The 16,678-nt window shown below is 59.9% G+C and carries 15 protein-coding genes; 9 read left to right on the top strand and 6 right to left on the bottom strand.

The window, feature by feature from the left end:
* Window positions 1–14: 14 nt before the first annotated feature.
* Window positions 15–878: a DUF2145 domain-containing protein gene (locus ABE464_RS17105; RefSeq protein WP_070471515.1), complete on the bottom strand. Its 864-nt coding sequence runs from the start codon at window positions 876–878 to the stop codon at window positions 15–17.
* Between the two features lie 57 nt (window positions 879–935).
* Window positions 936–1,907: a mitochondrial fission ELM1 family protein gene (locus ABE464_RS17100; RefSeq protein ID WP_346472916.1), complete on the bottom strand. Its 972-nt coding sequence runs from the start codon at window positions 1,905–1,907 to the stop codon at window positions 936–938.
* Between the two features lie 129 nt (window positions 1,908–2,036).
* Between ABE464_RS17100 and ABE464_RS17095 the strand changes: the two genes are divergently transcribed.
* On the top strand, window positions 2,037–2,627 hold the full coding sequence (locus ABE464_RS17095; RefSeq protein WP_070471513.1) for a malonic semialdehyde reductase: 591 nt from the start codon (window positions 2,037–2,039) through the stop codon (window positions 2,625–2,627).
* A gap of 85 nt (window positions 2,628–2,712) precedes the next feature.
* On the top strand, window positions 2,713–3,414 hold the full coding sequence (locus tag ABE464_RS17090; protein WP_346472915.1) for a YceI family protein: 702 nt from the start codon (window positions 2,713–2,715) through the stop codon (window positions 3,412–3,414).
* 96 nt (window positions 3,415–3,510) lie between these two features.
* Here ABE464_RS17090 and ABE464_RS17085 read toward each other — a convergent pair whose 3' ends face one another.
* The 3 genes from ABE464_RS17085 to ABE464_RS17075 form a co-directional block, all read right to left on the bottom strand.
* On the bottom strand, window positions 3,511–3,948 hold the full coding sequence (locus ABE464_RS17085; protein WP_346472914.1) for a hypothetical protein: 438 nt from the start codon (window positions 3,946–3,948) through the stop codon (window positions 3,511–3,513).
* A 57-nt stretch (window positions 3,949–4,005) separates the two neighbouring features.
* Window positions 4,006–4,803, bottom strand: a complete 798-nt coding sequence (locus tag ABE464_RS17080) for a siderophore-interacting protein (RefSeq protein ID WP_346472913.1) — start codon at window positions 4,801–4,803, stop codon at window positions 4,006–4,008.
* Window positions 4,804–4,893: 90 nt separating this feature from the next.
* Window positions 4,894–5,397 (bottom strand): PadR family transcriptional regulator, encoded by a 504-nt coding sequence (locus ABE464_RS17075; RefSeq protein ID WP_346472912.1) that lies wholly within the window; start codon window positions 5,395–5,397, stop codon window positions 4,894–4,896.
* 469 nt (window positions 5,398–5,866) lie between these two features.
* Here ABE464_RS17075 and aceE point away from each other — a divergent pair, with 469 nt between their 5' ends.
* From aceE to ABE464_RS17040, 7 genes are all read left to right on the top strand, one after another.
* Entirely contained in the window at window positions 5,867–8,554 is a 2,688-nt protein-coding gene (aceE, locus tag ABE464_RS17070; RefSeq protein WP_346472911.1) for a pyruvate dehydrogenase (acetyl-transferring), homodimeric type, read from the top strand.
* Window positions 8,555–8,815: 261 nt separating this feature from the next.
* Window positions 8,816–9,412 (top strand): hypothetical protein, encoded by a 597-nt coding sequence (locus tag ABE464_RS17065; RefSeq protein WP_346472910.1) that lies wholly within the window; start codon window positions 8,816–8,818, stop codon window positions 9,410–9,412.
* A 169-nt stretch (window positions 9,413–9,581) separates the two neighbouring features.
* A complete protein-coding gene (locus ABE464_RS17060) occupies window positions 9,582–10,301 on the top strand; it encodes a DEAD/DEAH box helicase (protein ID WP_346472909.1) in 720 nt (239 codons plus the stop codon).
* Window positions 10,298–11,683, top strand: a complete 1,386-nt coding sequence (locus ABE464_RS17055) for a hypothetical protein (RefSeq protein WP_346472908.1) — start codon at window positions 10,298–10,300, stop codon at window positions 11,681–11,683. The genes ABE464_RS17060 and ABE464_RS17055 overlap by 4 nt, the downstream gene beginning before the upstream one ends.
* 55 nt (window positions 11,684–11,738) lie before the next feature.
* The gene (locus ABE464_RS17050; RefSeq protein ID WP_346472907.1) at window positions 11,739–13,613 is read left to right on the top strand and encodes a hypothetical protein; all 1,875 of its coding nucleotides are present in this window, start codon (window positions 11,739–11,741) and stop codon (window positions 13,611–13,613) included.
* Window positions 13,610–14,449, top strand: coding sequence for a hypothetical protein (locus ABE464_RS17045; protein ID WP_346472906.1), 840 nt, complete (start codon window positions 13,610–13,612; stop codon window positions 14,447–14,449). Before ABE464_RS17050 ends, ABE464_RS17045 begins: the two co-directional genes overlap by 4 nt.
* Window positions 14,449–15,186, top strand: a complete 738-nt coding sequence (locus ABE464_RS17040; protein WP_346472905.1) for a DUF6339 family protein — start codon at window positions 14,449–14,451, stop codon at window positions 15,184–15,186. The genes ABE464_RS17045 and ABE464_RS17040 overlap by 1 nt, the downstream gene beginning before the upstream one ends.
* Window positions 15,187–15,337: 151 nt before the next feature.
* Here the strand turns inward: ABE464_RS17040 and ABE464_RS17035 are convergent, their stop codons facing one another.
* The gene (locus tag ABE464_RS17035; protein ID WP_346472904.1) at window positions 15,338–16,675 is read right to left on the bottom strand and encodes a type II restriction endonuclease; all 1,338 of its coding nucleotides are present in this window, start codon (window positions 16,673–16,675) and stop codon (window positions 15,338–15,340) included.
* Between the last annotated feature and the right edge of the window lie 3 nt (window positions 16,676–16,678).

The raw sequence follows: 16,678 nt of genomic DNA, 5'->3' as shown, positions 1-16,678 counted from the left end.
AGGGGATGACGCGCTCATGGTTTCGGTGCCGCAGCGCCGTCCACCGGCACGTGGGCCACGGTGAGTTCCTGCTGCAGCGCGTGACGCTGTGCAAGGAAATCAAACACGGACTCGACGGTCACCACCGAGTAATTGCCCGAGATGCGTTCGCTGGCCGGATGATCGGTCACCGCAGCATTGGGCACGAAGAAGCGCGCGCCCAGCCGCTTGGCCACGCCGATATGCAACGTGCTGGGGCGATAGTCGCGCTCCTTCAGCCAGACCTGCGCCTGAGCACGCTTGATCAGCAATGTCCCGTCGTCCTCCTGCGCCAGTGCAGCGGCCAGCACCTCGAGCACCCACTGATTGGAATTCTGGTACTCGTCGCGGAACGGGTAGGCGACCACGCTGTAGCGGGGCTCATGCAGCGCACGCGCCTGGATGGCCGGCGGGGTCAGCATCGCGATCAACGCCTTGCGAACCGCCGGCGTCGGCACCCCGATGCGCAGATCGGTATGGCTGCCACTTTCACCGATGAAGGTACTCAGTCCTTCCCGGAACAGCTCGGACTGCGGTGATTTGCAGTGGTTGAGCAGGTGCACCGCGCGCCAGTTTCCATCGGCCTCACGCAACAGGAAGGCCAGGTGGCTATGGCGCAGACCGTACTTGCTGAGGTCCTGGCCACCGCGGGCGATGATCACCACGTCCACGCCGTCCAGCGCGTCGAGTGTTTCCCCGGCGGTCAATGCCACATCGAACATCGCCGCCAACGATTGCGGGGTGGGATGACGCTCCACGCACTGCGGTTCGGCCTGCGCGGTCAGCGCAGCGCCAAGCAGGGCGCCACAAAGAAAAAGCGGGCGCAGGCGTTTGATCCGGGCAGCGAAAGGTACATCCATGTCACACAGTCTCCGGCGGCACCGGCCGCGGCCGCATCATAGCGCTGTGCGACAGCGTCAGGCCTGAATCCCCAACCGCGCCCGTACTTCATCGGCAACACGCGTGGTCTCGCGCAGCGGTTCGATGCGGCCCTGCGTCTGCCAATCCAGCCAACGCGGCTGCAACCGGCCCCGTTCGCGCAGCGCGTGCTGGAAGTGCCCCAGCCGCCCCTGCGCCTGGTCGGCCAATGCTACGGCGACCGGCATGCGCGTCGCGCACGCTTCAGAGAGCAGGTTCACCGAATCCGGCGAGACCACCACACGGTTGGCCCACCCCAGCAGCCCGGCATAGGGATTCACGCCGTCGCCGCCGTCGCCCCAGATCACATTCGGCACATCGGCGAAGGCACTGCGCAACGCTCCCACCAGGGCCGGTGGGGTACGCCGCGAGGTCGTCGCCAGCAGGCTGCCGCCTTCCTCGCGCAGCTGGGAAGCGAGCTGCTGGAAGACCTGCACCATGTCCGGCTCGTGCCAGGGCGCGTGCGGCGTGGGGCCACCCACCAGCAGCGCGGTGCGCGGGCCGGGCAGGGCGCTGAACGCTGCGAATGCCGCACGGCCACAAGCCAGCCAGTCATCGTTGACCGGATTGAGGCTGCCGAGCAGGGTGAGCACGTTGCTGCCGCGCAGGCGATCATGCTCGGGCACCACCAGCAGGTCCCAGTGACGTGGGCTGAGGCGAGGGTCGAGGATCTGGACCACCTTGGTGCCACGGCGGCGCAGTTCGCGCAGCGCACCGGCCGCCTGGCGGCCACAGCCAATGGCCAGCTCGGGTACCTCGGCGGCAAGCGTGGCGAAGGCCTCGCCGTAGCCGTTGGCCCCACCCGGCAACCAGCGCGGGGCCAGCCAGCGCCAGGGCGCACGCGGTGCGAGCACCAGCGGACGATGCGCCCCCAGCTTCAATGCCGTGGCCAAGGCCACCGCCTGCCGCACATTGCCGGCACGGCCGTCAGTGATCGTCCAGGGCGGACTCCATCGTTTCACGTATGGCATTAATTCGTTTCAGTCAGGCTGGGTGTTGCAACTGTCGCGACACTCTACACTGCCAGCCTTCGCCGTTCGCGCGGTCGCCCTGCCACGGTAGCCGATGCGCGAACGATTCCCCTTATTTCCGGAGGCTTCATGTCCCACGTCCTTGACGATGCTGCGCTCGATCAGTTGTTCCGTACCGCCCGCACCCAGAACGCCTTCCTTGATAAGCCGGTGGAAGACAGCCAGCTGCAGGCGCTGTACGAGCTGCTGAAGTGGGGGCCGACCGCCGCCAACGGCAGCCCGGCGCGCTTCGTGTTCGTGAAAACCCCGGAAGCCAAGGCCAAGCTCGCCCCGGCGCTGTCCGAAGGCAACCACGACAAGACCCTGGCCGCCCCGGTCACGGTGATTGTCGCCTTCGACGAAGACTTCCACGAGAAGCTGCCGTTCCTGTTCCCGCACACCGACGCCAAGGCGTGGTTCGACGGTCCCCGTGAAGGCCGTACCGAAGGCGCGTTCCGCAATGGCAGCCTGCAGGGCGCCTACCTGATCCTGGCCGCCCGCGCGCTGGGTCTGGATGCCGGCCCGATGTCCGGCTTCGACAACGCCAAGGTGGACGAAGCCTTCTTCAAGGGCACCGCGATCAAGTCGAATTTCCTCGTCAACCTGGGGTACGGTGACGCCTCGGGCCTGTTCCCGCGGCTGCCTCGCCTGTCCTTCGACGAAGCCGCCCGCATCGCATAAGCGTTACCGCCGGATCGTGGCCCGTCCGTGCGGATGGGCTGCATTACCTTTGCTTCTTTTCCCTTCGAAACGAGAGAGACCTGACATGACCGTGACCCGCAAACTGCTGCTGCCGCTCGCCCTGACCCTGGCCATCGCCGCCTGCTCCAAGCCGGCCGACGAAGCCGCTGCTCCGGCCGCTGACGCACCGGCCGCCACCGAAACCGCCGCCCCGGCTGCGGACGCTGCCGCTGCCGCCCCGGCCGCCGAGGCGATCCAGATCGCTTCGGGCACCTACAAGCTCGACCCGACCCACACCGACGTGCTGGTCCAGTGGAGCCACTTCGGCTTCTCGCACCCGACCGCGCACTTCGGCGCCGCCGAAGGCACCCTGGTGTATGACGCCGCGGACGTGACCAAGTCCACCGTGGAAGTGAAGCTGCCGCTGACCGGCCTGAACAGCTTCACCGCCAAGTTCGACGAGCACCTCAAGAGCGCCGATTTCTTCGACGCCGCCAAGTTCCCGGCTGCCACCTTCAAGAGCACCAAGGTTGAAGCCAACGGCACCAACAAGCTGACCGTGACCGGCGACCTGACCATCAAGGACATCACTAAGCCGGTGACCCTGGATGTGACCATCAACGGCGGCGGCGAGCACCCGATGGCCAAGGTGCCGGCGGCGGGCTTCGATGCCACCACCACCATCAAGCGCAGCGATTTCGGCGTCGGCGCGTACGCCCCGAATGTCAGCGATGAAGTGAACATCCGCATCACCACCGAGGCCACTGGCGAAAAGCCGGCTGCCTGAGTTTCTCCTCACTCGTCGTGAGAAGGCAGAAAGCCCGCCAATTGGCGGGCTTTCTTTTAGGGCGAGCCGGCCAGCGGCCGGCACTACCGTTTCGGGTCAACCCGCCGCCACTTGCGCGATTACCTTGCCCAGCCACAGCGTGGTGAAATCGGTCGGCGTGCGCCGTGCCGGGGCGGTCAAGCCGCTCTCCCGCAGGAACGCATGGGTGGCCTGCGCATAGGCCTGGCGGGCCAGCAGCGCGGCCTGTTTCACCGAGGCCTGCTGCTTGCGCAGCTGCACGATCTGCAGGCTCGGCTTACCGGGCATCGCGTACTTCTGGTAACGGCGCAGCTCATCGGCGACGAGGTCGATATCGATGTTCGCCTGCACCAGCGCCGCCTGCGCGCGGGCCAGCGGCACCAGGGCGGTGCGCAGCGGGGCGATGTTCTCGCCCACGGAAGGCGCCAGCGCCGCCAAGGCGGCATCCAGCGCGGGATCGGCGCGCTCGGCGCGGTCGATCAGATCGGTCAGTGCCGAAAGAGAAGAGGCTTGCATGAAAGGCACCGGCACAAAACGCGATTGTCGCATTCGCGGCCGGTGCCCGTCGCGGGCTCAGTCGTCGTGGTGCTCGCTGCCGTGGGCCTTCCAGTAGCCGGTCGAGCGGATCCAGTCCTTGGGCACGCCCAGGTGACCCTCGATGTACTTGCGCATCATCCGGGCCCGGCGCGATTCGGCCGCGATCCAGTAGAAGGTGTCGCCGTCCGGTTCCTCGAAATCGGTCAGCACGTCTTCCAGCAGGGTGCTGGTGGCGGCGTCGAAGCCGTTGCGCTCCAGCCACGAGATGCGGATGCGGTCGTCCTCCGGCAGCTCCTGGCGATCGCCGGATTCGGGGATCTCGATGTAGACATCGGCATTGGCGCCGTCCGGCAGCGTCTCCAGCCAGCGGCCGATCGCCGGCAGCGCGGTTTCATCGCCGATCAGCACATAGGTGTCGAAGTCATCGGCGGTCATGTGCGAGCCACGTGGGCCGCCCACGGCGATCGCATCGCCCGGCTGCGCGTTGGCGGCCCAGGTCGAGGCCAGGCCGTCGCCGTGCATGACGAAATCCAGCGCCAGCTCGTGGCTCTCCAGATCCCACCAGCGCGGGGTGTAATCGCGCGAGGGGGAGGGCGTCTGGCCTTCCGGGTAGCGCGGGCCCTCCGGGGTCATCGTCGGAACCACGAACTGGCCCTCGGCGTTGGGGAAGAACAGCTTGACGTGGTCGTCCGGGGAGGGCGAATCGAAGCCTTCCAGCGCCTCGCCGCCAACGATCACCCGGCGCATGCACGGGCTGATCTCTTCGGTGCGCAGCACCTGCAGCGGGCGGAACGTCACGGTATGACGGAGCAGTCGGTTTTCATGCAGAGCCATGGGAATACCTGGATCAGTGCCGCAGCGCGGCGTTGAGAGAGAAGGACCTGGCGGGCGGTGGCTGGCTGGGTCTGAAACGAAGAAGGGAGGTCAGCGGCCCTGCGCACGGATCCGCGCGGCGGCCTCGCGCAGCGCCTCGGCCACGGCAGCGGCGTTGTCGTCCTGCCAGCGGCCGTGGCACAGGCCCAGCGCGTGCTTGAGCTCGCGCAACGCATCGCGCACGGGCGGCGGCAGGTTGGCCTTGGTGATCGTGCGCGCGCTGTCGCGTACCCGGTGTACCGCTGCATCGACCTCATCGCGCTGTGCTTCCAGCTCGGCCTGGCCCAGCGCGCTGAGTGCGTAGCGCTTGCGCCCCCCGTCCTCGACCGCGTCGACCCAGCCGGCGGCCTCGAACTGCGCCAGCACCGGGTAGATCGAGCCTGCGCTGGGCGTGTAGACCCGCACGAACATGTCGCTGATCAGCTGGATCAGCTCATAGCCGTGGCGCGGCTGGTCGGCAAGCAGGGACAGCACCAGCAGGCGCAGGTCGCCGCGGCTGAGGGGCCGGGCGGTCAGCGGGCGGGGAGGGCGGTCGAGGTCGCGCGGAGAGGTCATTTCGATATATCGAATGCAGTGGCGGAACGATATATCGAAAACTCCGTTTCGGCCAGCAACCGCGCACGCATGGCAGGGATGCGTTCAGGTGAATCCAGGGTGCGACGGTGCGTGCTTGTGATGGAACACTGCACTCGGTTGCCGCCTCCCAACGGTACCGATGATCCACGCCGATGCGCGCTCAAACGCCCCGTCGCCGCGCACGATCCACGCCAATCGCCCGCGCCGCAGCGCCTGCGCTGTCCATCGGTGTCCCGCTGACGCGCCGGTGTCATCGCTGCCGGGCAGGCTGAAATGCAGCGTGGAACCTTCCAGTGCGGCCCGCGCGCTGTCGCCGGCTGTCCTTCCGGACACGCCTGGATGGTTCCATACGCAACCGTAGCGAAGTAAGCAAACCCCTTGGTGCGCTACACTTTGCGGCTAGAAATCTAAAACAGTCGCGCGCGTGCGTGCGGTCATGGGAGCGCAAATGAACTGGTTGAACGAGGTGCTGAACAACGACCCGAATCCTGTGGAAACCCAGGAATGGATCGAGTCGCTGAAGGCCGTTATTGATGTCGAGGGCCCCGAGCGCGCGCATCAGCTGTTGGAAGGCATGGTGGAACTGACCCGTCGTTCGGGTGCTTACCTGCCGTTCTCTCCCACCACCGAGTACGTGAACACCATCGCGCCGACCCTGGAGGCCAAGAGCCCGGGCAACGCCGAACTGGAATGGCGCATTCGTTCCATCATCCGCTGGAACGCGATGGCGACCGTCGTGCGCGCCAACCGCAAGCCGGGCGACCTGGGCGGCCACATCGCCTCGTTCGCCTCCGGCGCCACGCTGTATGACGTGGGCTTCAACCACTTCTGGCGCGCCCCGAGCGAAGACCACCCGGGCGACCTGCTCTTCATCCAGGGCCACAGCGCCCCGGGCATCTATGCGCGTTCCTTCCTGGAAGGCCGCATCGACGAAGCCCAGCTGGACAAGTTCCGCATGGAAGTCGACGGCGGTGGCCTCTCCAGCTACCCGCATCCGTGGCTGATGCCCGATTACTGGCAGACCCCGACCGTCTCGATGGGCCTGGGCCCGCTCGCCGCGATCTACCAGGCGCAGTTCCTGCGTTACCTGGAAAACCGTGGCCTGATCGAGAAGTCCGACCGCAAGGTGTGGTGCTTCATCGGCGACGGCGAGAGCGATGAGCCGGAAACCCTCGGCGCGATCGCGCTGGCTGGCCGCGAAGGCCTGGACAACCTGATCTTCGTGGTCAACTGCAACCTGCAGCGCCTCGACGGCCCGGTGCGTGGCAACGGCAAGATCATCCAGGAACTGGAAGGCGTCTTCCGTGGCGGCGGCTGGAATGTCATCAAGCTGCTGTGGGGCGGTTACTGGGATGCCCTGCTGGCCAAGGACACCAACGGCGTCCTGCGCAAGCTGATGATGGAAACCGTCGACGGCGAATACCAGAACTGCAAGGCCTTCGGTGGCGCGTATACCCGCGAGCATTTCTTCGGCAAGTACCCGGAAACCGCTGCGATGGTCGCCGGCCTGTCGGACGACGATATCTGGCGCCTCAACCGTGGTGGCCACGATCCGCACAAGGTCTACGCCGCCTACCACCAGGCCGTGAACACCAAGGGCATGCCAACCGTGATCCTGGCCAAGACGGTCAAGGGCTACGGCATGGGCAGCGCGGGTGAAGCACTGAACCCGACCCACCAGACCAAGAAGCTGGATGACGATGCCGTCCGGCACTTCCGCGACCGCTTCAACATCCCGGTGACGGATGCGCAGCTGGCCGACGGCCAGGTGCCGTTCTACCACCCGGGCCCGGATTCGCCGGAAGTGAAGTACCTGCAGGAACGGCGTGCCGCCCTGGGTGGCTATCTGCCGCAGCGCCGCCGCAAGGCCGAAAAGAGCTTCAACGCACCGAAGCTGGAAAGCTACGAGCGCCTGCTCAAGAGCAGCGGCGAGCGCAGCTACTCCACCACCATGGCCTTCGTGCAGAGCCTGAACATCACCCTGCGCGACAAGGAACTGGGCCCGCACATCGTGCCGATCGTGGCCGACGAAGCCCGTACCTTCGGTATGGAAGGCCTGTTCCGCCAGATCGGCATCTACGCGCCGTTCGGCCAGAAGTACAAGCCGGTCGATGCCGACCAGCTCATGTTCTACCGCGAAGACCAGAGCGGCCAGGTGCTGCAGCAGGGCATCAGCGAGCCGGGCGCCATTGCCTCGTGGATGGCGGCCGGTACCAGCTACTCGGTCAGCAACGTGCCGATGCTGCCGTTCTACATCTACTACAGCATGTTCGGCTTCCAGCGCGTGGGCGACCTTGCCTGGCAGGCTGCCGACATGCGTACCCGTGGCTTCCTGCTGGGCGGCACCGCCGGCCGCACCACCTTGAACGGTGAAGGCCTGCAGCACGAAGATGGCTTCAGCCATATCGTGGCCGGTGGCATCCCGAACGTGCGCAGCTATGACCCGACCTTCGGCTTCGAAGTGACGGTGATCCTGCAGCACGGCACCAAGGCCATGATGGAAGATCAGATTGATGAGTACTACTACATCACCCTGATGAACGAAAACTACACCCACCCGGAAATGCCGGAAGGCGCGGCCGACGGCATCGTCAAGGGCATGTACCTGCTCAGCGACGCCGGCAAGCCGAAGAAGGGCGAGCTGCGCGTGCAGCTGCTGGGTTCGGGCACCATCCTGCGCGAAGCCATTGCCGCGGCCGAGCTGCTGGACAAGGACTTCGGCGTGACCGCCGACATCTGGAGCTGCCCGAGCTTCAACGAACTGCGCCGCGACGGCTTCGACGTGGAGCGCTACAACCGCTTCCACCCGGAAGCCGAGCCGCGCAAGGCCTACGTGACCGAGCTGCTGGAAGGCCGCCAGGGCCCGGCGATTGCCGCGACCGACTACGTGCGTGCGTACGCGGACCAGATCCGCTCGTTCGTGCCGATGTCTTACACGGTGCTGGGGACGGATGGCTTCGGTCGTTCGGATACGCGTGCGAATCTGCGTCGCTTCTTCGAGGTTGACCGGTACTACATCGCGCATGCCGCGATTGCGGCGCTGGCGAAGGAAGGGAAGATGACGGGTAAGGATGTGGCGCGGGCGATCAAGCAGTACAAGATTGATCCTGAGAAGGCTAATCCTGTCGGGGTTTGACTAGTCAAATATTTGACGAGAAAGGAGCGGCCTTGGTGCCGCTCTTTTTTTATGGAAAGTTGACGGCTTTCACATCTTGTATACACTCCAAAGTTCGGCCAAGGCTGTTCTGGAAGGGTGACTAGGATGTCTACTCCGGGCAACGCACTCTCTGATCCCGTTTGGGGATGTGAATACTGGGAGATTCCCAGCCTCGGGGACAGCAGCCTCCGAGTCTGTCAAGTGAGCGTCGGAAACATCGAGGCGCTAGCGACGTCGATCGTGAATACCGTGATTGATAAATCGTGGATGGCCGATATCGATGGTCTGACTCGCAAGGGCTATGAGGCGGCTGTCTCAATGACGGCGCCCTTACTGGTCGCGCTGGTTAGCGACGTGGCATCCTCGGGCTCTTTGACAGAGGATTTTGGCGAAATAATGATTTCAGTTGGCTCGTCGAGAGCGCTATCTGCCATGTACGGGCACCTCCCGCTACCGATCTCAGAGCTCTGGAAGCCAAAATCGAGAAACAATGAAGGATTTGACTTCCATACAGTGTGTCCCAACGAACTCATTAATTTCGGTGAGGCGAAATACTCCAGATCATCAAGCCCTCACGGAATAGCCATCACCCAAATCTCAGGGTTCTTGCAAAACAAGAAGCACCTGATGGATGTCCATTACTTAGGCACGCTATGCTCCCCAGCATCTATGGGGCGCCTCGACCTCGATGAATTCGGCATCATTGCCGCATTCTCGGTAAACGGGCTCGACCACGGGGTGATCCTAGCTAACGCTTCGAAGACGGCGAAACAGCTGGCCGAATCTCACGAGTTAGCACAAGTTCTGCTAGTAGGGGTGACGTATGCTGCTAAATAGGCTGCGAAGCATCCATGCCGATGACCGACCCAGACAAAAGCTGGACGAAATTATCGACTACGTCCACAGAAATGGACCGGACTCCAACGAGATTTTGCAGCAAATTAGTTTGTACAAGGAGTTCAGCCCGCTGGAGTTTGCAGAAGGGGAAGAGCACCTAATATCATCCATGGGGCTGTTCTACAAAATTGGAGACGCCGAAACTATCTACTCCTTGATCATGAAGTCTGTCGGGAGTGCAAATACCACTACTTCAGGGGACATTCTCACGCCGGTTCAGGCCAGTGTGCGGAATGCCATCAACGCCAATAAATACGTTTCGATATCAGCGCCAACCAGCGCGGGTAAATCATACGCAATCCGAGATTATCTGGTTGAAGGTAATGGGGATGCAGTCATCGTCGTGCCATCAAGGGCCCTGATTGCGGAGTACATCTCGTCACTCAGGGAGCAGTTTTCCGAGCAGCGCGACGTAATGATCATGCCATTCGTCGATAGTATCTTCACCGACCGCATACGCAGAAGAGTATTTGTGCTGACTCCCGAGCGTGCGCGAGAGGTCGTGTCGAAGAAGAGGTCGCTGGATGTAAATCTATTCTTCTTCGATGAGGCGCACGTCTCAGAAGAAGAGGGTCGGGGGGTCGTGTTCGATCTCTTGTTCGCAGGGTCATCAGGAAGTTCCCAACGGCAAAACTCGTGTTCGCGCATCCGTTCGTGGAAAATCCATCTGCTCAGCTACACAAGCATGGAATCGATCGACATTCATCGTACTCCAAGGCGTACTGCCATGGCGCCGTCGGCAAAATTTTCATCTACCGACATAAAAATGGTGACGATTACTATTTCTCGCCATTCGAAGACAAGGGTCACCTGCAGAAGAATTCGGTGAAGTTCGATGGGGACTTCTCAGAGTTCGCACTTGATCCAAAAAGAACCTTGCTTGCGTATGTCTCCAAGGCCTCAATCTACAATGGTAAGTTCTTAGACACATTCCGTTCGACGATCAGGAAGTTCAAGCCTGTAGCGGATCCGGGAGCCATAGCAATAATTGACGAAATCAAGAGGCTGATTGGAGCCGATGGTCGGAGCCAGCGTTCGACCATGGTGGAGCTGATGAAGGTAGGAGTAGTAATTCATCATGGCTCGGTTCCACTCGAGGTAAGGTTTCTGATTGAGCGCTTTATTCGGCTCAAGCACGCCAGAATATGCTTCGCCACGAGCACTCTCGCTCAAGGCATTAATATGCCATTCGACGTGGTTTGGCTTGAAACAATGCACCTCTCCGATACGACGTCGAAGAAAAGATCCTTGTCCTTCAAGAACCTTATTGGGCGAGCGGGCAGGCTCACACGGGAGAAGAAGTTCGACTATGGCTGCGTTTACACAAAGAATCCACTGTTGCTAAGCGAACGGCTCCTCGACAGCTATGAGCTATCCTCCGAATCTGTACTCGATGCAGAAGAAGAGGATGTATCCAGAGACGATTGGGAGATCGTCCAGGCGGTTAAGGAAGAGACCTACGACGATGAGATGCAGATGCCGGAGAGCAGGAAGTCAAGACTTGGATCCGAGCGCGCACTGGAGGCGATGAAGAGCATCCTCGATACCGTTTACCCGAATGGTGTAATTGGTCTTGAGCATCTCCGTGGTGTTCCTGGACGACTCGCGCGAGAAGGCCTCAGAGCAGACTTCAAGGTCATCTATGAGACCTACCTCGGTCGAAACCTAAAGGCGGGCGAAGCTGCAGTATTTCATGAAGCAATTTCCGTGCTTTCTCAGGTCTTCGCGGGGCGATCCTTCAAAGAGATAGCGGGAACAAGATTCGCAAGGGTTAGTCGTCGCGATGAAAGTGACCGAACTGACGCGCAGTTCTCGCAAATGGCGGCCGTTTTGCCGAATGCCGAAATGGAAAGGTCATTTCCCGTTTACCAAGGGCCGAAGGAAAAACTCCCCTACGACACAATTGTGTTCGACACCTACGACTATATGGACAAGGTTGTCTCCTTTTGCCTCGCGGACACGTTTTCAGCTGCCGCCGAGCTTTTCTACATGAGAGTGCGTGACCAACGCGCGCTAAAGCTGGTCGAGATGTTCCGATATGGAACAAACGATCATCTATCCATCCTGTTGATGCGCTACGGCTTCCAGCCCGAAATCGTGGACGAGCTAAAGTCGGTCGTGAAGCGGGTCGATGAGGCGGGAATTGTTTTCAAGCCAGAGGTGCACCGTGCTCGCCAAGCGGTTCGTGATGCAGTCGAGTGGTATCTATAGCGAGTATCCCGGGCCTCTTGGGGTCCATTAAGAAAGAAAGGCGGCATTCAAGCCCATGATTAGATTTCTAAAGAACCAAGCAAGGAAAGTAGAAGGCCTCGGGTACTCTGGCCTCGAGACCTTTAAGGGAGACCCCTACGCAAGCTGCGTTCGGGAGACCGGTCAGAACAGCATGGATGCGCGTTTGGGCTCGGGTACCGTCAGGATCGACATTCGGCTCCATGATATCGACAGAGATCAAATTCCGTTTGCTGATGAGCTGGCGGAGGTAGTCGACGCGTGCTTGCGTGAGAACACTGATGAGCGCACGACGGAACACTTCGAGTCCGCTCGACACATAGTCGCAGCCAAGGTATGGAAAGTACTAGAGATCTCGGATAGCAATACAACTGGGCTGACAGGCCCACTGGATGACATGCATTCTGTGTTCAATGTGCTAGTCAAGGGGGATGGCGTAACTAACAAGCTGGACCCTACGTCTGCCGGTTCGTACGGAATCGGGAAGAACGCTGCCGTTGCTGTCTCATCGCTTCAGTGCGTCATCTACTCGACGGCCGCGGATGCTGAAGGCGAGCAGATGTTTGCAGCTCAAGGAAGGGTGCGTGCCATATCGCATAAGCGGAACGACGTGTTCTATGGCGCAGAAGGGTTCTGGGGTGGCGAGGAATTCAGCGCAATATCGAAGCTAGATGGGGTTCCACCTTGGATGCGGAGGACTGTCGTCGGTACCTCGATATTCTCCGTTGGCTTCAGGCAGGAGAACGGGTGGGAGGACCGCATCAAGCTTGCTGTGCTTTGCAACTTTGTAAGTGCCATTGACGCGGGCGCAGTTGAGTTCAACGTGAATGGAGCAATCATCAGTCGGTCCACACTTGATTCCCAGTTGCTCTCGCCCGACCTCGAGGAATCAGCTGTCGCCTTTGACCTAAAGTCTCAGCTGTTGGTTGCCCGGAGGCTGCTGGAGAACCTGAGGTCCGAAATTTCGGTTGAGCGACGCATCGACGATGCTTACCTTGGCTCATTCATTCTTCGAGTTCTACCTCGGCAAGGCATGCCAAAATCGGTCCATGTGATAAGAAACGGAATTTACATAACAAACAACTTTAAAAAGTTTGCGCAGCCTATGGCGAGCTTCAATGGGACGTCTGACTTCATTGCCATGCTTTCACCCTCCCACGATGAGGAAGGTGCCAAGGCCAGCCGGATACTCAAGTCGCTTGAGAATCCAGCGCATGATGCATTCGAGCCAGATCGCATCGTTGAGCAGGCAAAGCGCGATCAAGTTCGGCTTGCGATCAAGCGCGTTGTGGAGAAGATTCGAGCTCTACTGAAGGAAATCGCCAAGGTAGACGAAGGCGGGACGCTGCAGCTCGACGATCTTTCTGAAGTACTAGCAGCCAACGGAGGTGTTGGGTCTCCGCACACCGAACCCTCCGATGAGCTGGATCCTGTGACCCTTGAGTACTCAGATGCCAGGCGGTCCACTAGCAAAGACCCACCACCAGGAGCTGGTCGTAGTGGTCTTGCGGTTCAGAAGGGGGGGGCGGATCGCTCCAAGCTGGGCGGGCGCCAATCCAGCAAAGGTCGCGGAACTGGGCTAGGTAGCCGTGAAGCCATGGCGCTTGAGGATGTTGTCTTTACCATTGACTCGAAGCGTGGGCCGTTCAGTCGGCGGCTTCATTTCACAAGTGTGTCGGGAGGAGTAGCGAAGGTATCGCTTCACGTCTCGGGACTGTACGGATTGGAGCCGTTGGCAATAGTCTCGACTTCGCATGGAAGCATCGCCAATGGCTCTATCATCATGGATCTGAGAGAGGGGGAGCGTGTATCGATCGACGTCGATATCGATGAGCCCTACGCTGGAGGAGTTGAGGTGCAGATGTTCTCGGTTGGGGGCGCTGTCGGAGACAAAGAGGTGGTTGACCGATGAAAATATCAGAGAACATCAACTTCCAGCATCCAGTGTTGGCGCCATGGTTGCATGATGTGGTCGGGTACACCTTTGAGGTAAACCTTCGCACCGCAGAAGAAAAGACCACGAACAGTCTCCACATTGAATGTGAAGTGGCAATGGATCAGCCAGAGATCTTGGCGCTACTGGATAGTGGTGTCGCGAAATTCGGAATTCTCGTTCGCTGTACGGATACCGGTTATCGAAGGGTGCTAGCGTTAGGATTCCCGCGCGGCATTCACGAGTTCGGGCCTGGCGCGCTGCTGGGGCGTGTTCAGATCAGACCCATGATCTGGCTGTCTTCTGAGCATGCTGCGTACTCGCCTAGCGGCAGGCGAGTAGAGTTTGAGGCGCCGGTGTATCTTCCTTCCGGTCAGATTCTTGCACTAGAGGAGGAATTTCAAGTTGACGTATCGCGGCCGCCGCTGCCCTCAATTGAGTCACTATTCGAGCTTAGAATCGCGCCTAACGTCGAGGATGGTTTGTTCGATATCGACTTAAACTCCGACAAGGTGATCATCGATGTCTCCGAGCCAACATTCAACGTAATTCATTCCGTGCGGAGCGGTGCAATCACAGGGGTCGGCAGCATCCAGAACCTCCTGTACTTCCCGATAATCATGCATCTGCTGCATGAGGCGGAGCGTCGTAGTTCAGAGTTGCTGGGCTACAGGTGGTGCACTGCACTCCACGCAACCGTTGAATCGCTCGGTCGAGAGATTGAAGGGGCGTGCAAAATTTCCTTGGCACAACTAATACTGAAGAAGCCGCTGCTCGCAATTGAGTTTAGCCAGGCGATGGGGGAGGAGCTCTGATGGCGGAAATCAAGATGGTGTCCACGGCGATAGTCGAATCATTGGCGTCCAGTATTCCGTCAAACATGGACTCGTACCGTGGCATCGGCTTTGGAGGCGCGAGCTCGGCAGTCGGCTGGAACGTAGACGTGCCCGGCGTCTCTTGGGACGACACCATTCCTATGCATCTTCTAGCGGCGGACAATGAGTCATCGGAGATCGAGAACTCCCACACAGTCTACTTAGCTCTATCCGGCATGACTCCCGCGATTGCGAGAGATGAAAGGATTTGGGTTCGCCTTTGTCACGTAGAGTTGTTCGAGTACGCAAAGCAACGATGGATGACCTCGGCAGGACTCAGCGAGGGCTCTGTCAAAAAACACTTCTTTGCGTCGGGAGTCGTTGGGAGTCGTGATGACAACTCAATTGGTCGCCTATGGTGGAACGGGCACGTCGCGTCTATTGCGTTCCCATCCGACATCCGAAGGGGGCTGGTTGCGCTACTCCGAAGAGCAAACATTAGGAAACAGGTTATTGACCGAGCCGATAGTGCTTTTAGGTCTGCGTTGATTGGTCCACTTCTAACCGTGATAGAGGGTAGCTCATGGATCAACGAGAATGACAAGGCGATTGCTACGTTCATGAAGCATGTAAATCGACAGTTTGGTGGCGTTGTCCTTGAGGATGTCCGTGAGCAGGAGCTGTTACGCGTCTTGGAGCAGTGCCTTAAGGCCGCAGAGTTTGCTCATGAGCGATAGCCGAATTTTGGAACATCGAATTTGAGCGCTGAGGCTCCCAGCCTCGCATTTGTAGCCGTTCGGTTTAGTCACATAGCCTGATTTAGAGAAAGTTAAAGCAGGGCGCTAAGAAATTCGCGCCTTGTGCCCTCTTTGGATGGCGTGTGAAACCTCAGCCAGCGAGAAGAAGCGATGGTCTTTTGCGTGCCAGTTCTTCGTCGAAGAACTCACGGAAGGAGATCACGTTCGAGTCGTGATAGTAGAGAGATTCATTGGTCTTCATCTTCAATGATTCCGGCACTACGAGGGTGATCTCAGCCCTTTGAAGGTCTGCCAGTGCTTCCTTTGAGATGCGATCGTCCACGGTCGCGAGGAAGATGGCGCAGTTGAATCGCTCATGAGTGATCTGCTTCCAGCGTTCACGCAAGGTGGTCTTGGCGGAAAGAATGGCCGCATCTTCAAAATTTCGGCTCTTATCCAAAGCGACCGTTGCCTGGTCCGGAAGCACGAAGTCAGGGCGTCGCTGCCCAAGAATTGCCTGTGCTTCGAACTTGACTCCACCAGCCGTCAACATCGCTGCCAAGTGTCCTTCGAACGACTTGCCTGCACGACTCTTTCGCTGTTGACTGGCAGAAAGAAAAATGGAATCCATCGAGGGGAAACCGCGTACAGCGGCCGTCGCGGTGCGGTCATACCCGGACAGTACCTTGGCGACTTCAACTGCTCTCATGCGAAGCTCGTACCGCCGGTAGATGGCGAACTCGATGTCCCGGCTGACACGCATAAGTGCGTCGCCGGGCTTCTTGATCGCCCAAGGATCAAAAGCCTTTGCTTTACCCGAACTGAGAAAATCTGCCCGCGCCGCGTTTGCAAGCATATCCGGACTAGGAAGCTTGGAGTACTTTGCGACGAGGGATTCAATCGTGCCAGTCCGAAGCGCTGCATCAATCTCCTCGATCAGATCAGCGGCCTCATCTGCCTCAATGGATGACGCCCGCTTGAAGTCCGAAGGACTGAAGAGTCCAAAATGGAAGTTCGCTTGAATATCGAGGCGACTTTCAAGAAGCTCTGCCTCCGCGGATGCTGAGTCGATCACCATGAACCAGTGATGCGCGGTTCCTTCCGGTTCCGTAAGCGTTCCACCCAGTAGCCAGGAAGCTGGATTCAGGCCCCTAAACAGCTCTGGCGGAATCCTAGTGAAGTGACACTCGGACTGCTTGTTGCTGTAGTACTTGACGCCGGAATCCTGTCTGATCTCTCCGGTCTGAGGCCAGAAGGAAGGGCATTCGGCTTCAAGAATGTGGGGGATGTCTTCCCTCGCATGAAGTTCGGGAAAGAAGCCAGACTCCCGCACAGCGCGGGGAACATAGAAACCGTACTGATGGCCCCCGCCCTCATTGGCCCACGAAGAGTCATTACGCGAGAGCTTCTTCAGGAACAGCTTGCAACTGCGGGCGAGTAGCGCGTCTACCAGCGACCACTGGTCTGAGGTCTGTTCCATGAAATTCATCTC

It is taken from the genome of Stenotrophomonas sp. TWI587 (genome assembly GCF_039674145.1).
Classification (GTDB): Bacteria; Pseudomonadota; Gammaproteobacteria; order Xanthomonadales; family Xanthomonadaceae; genus Stenotrophomonas; species Stenotrophomonas maltophilia_AY.
The sequence above is the reverse complement of the archived record's forward strand: the minus strand, read 5'-3'. Positions and strand labels throughout refer to the sequence as shown.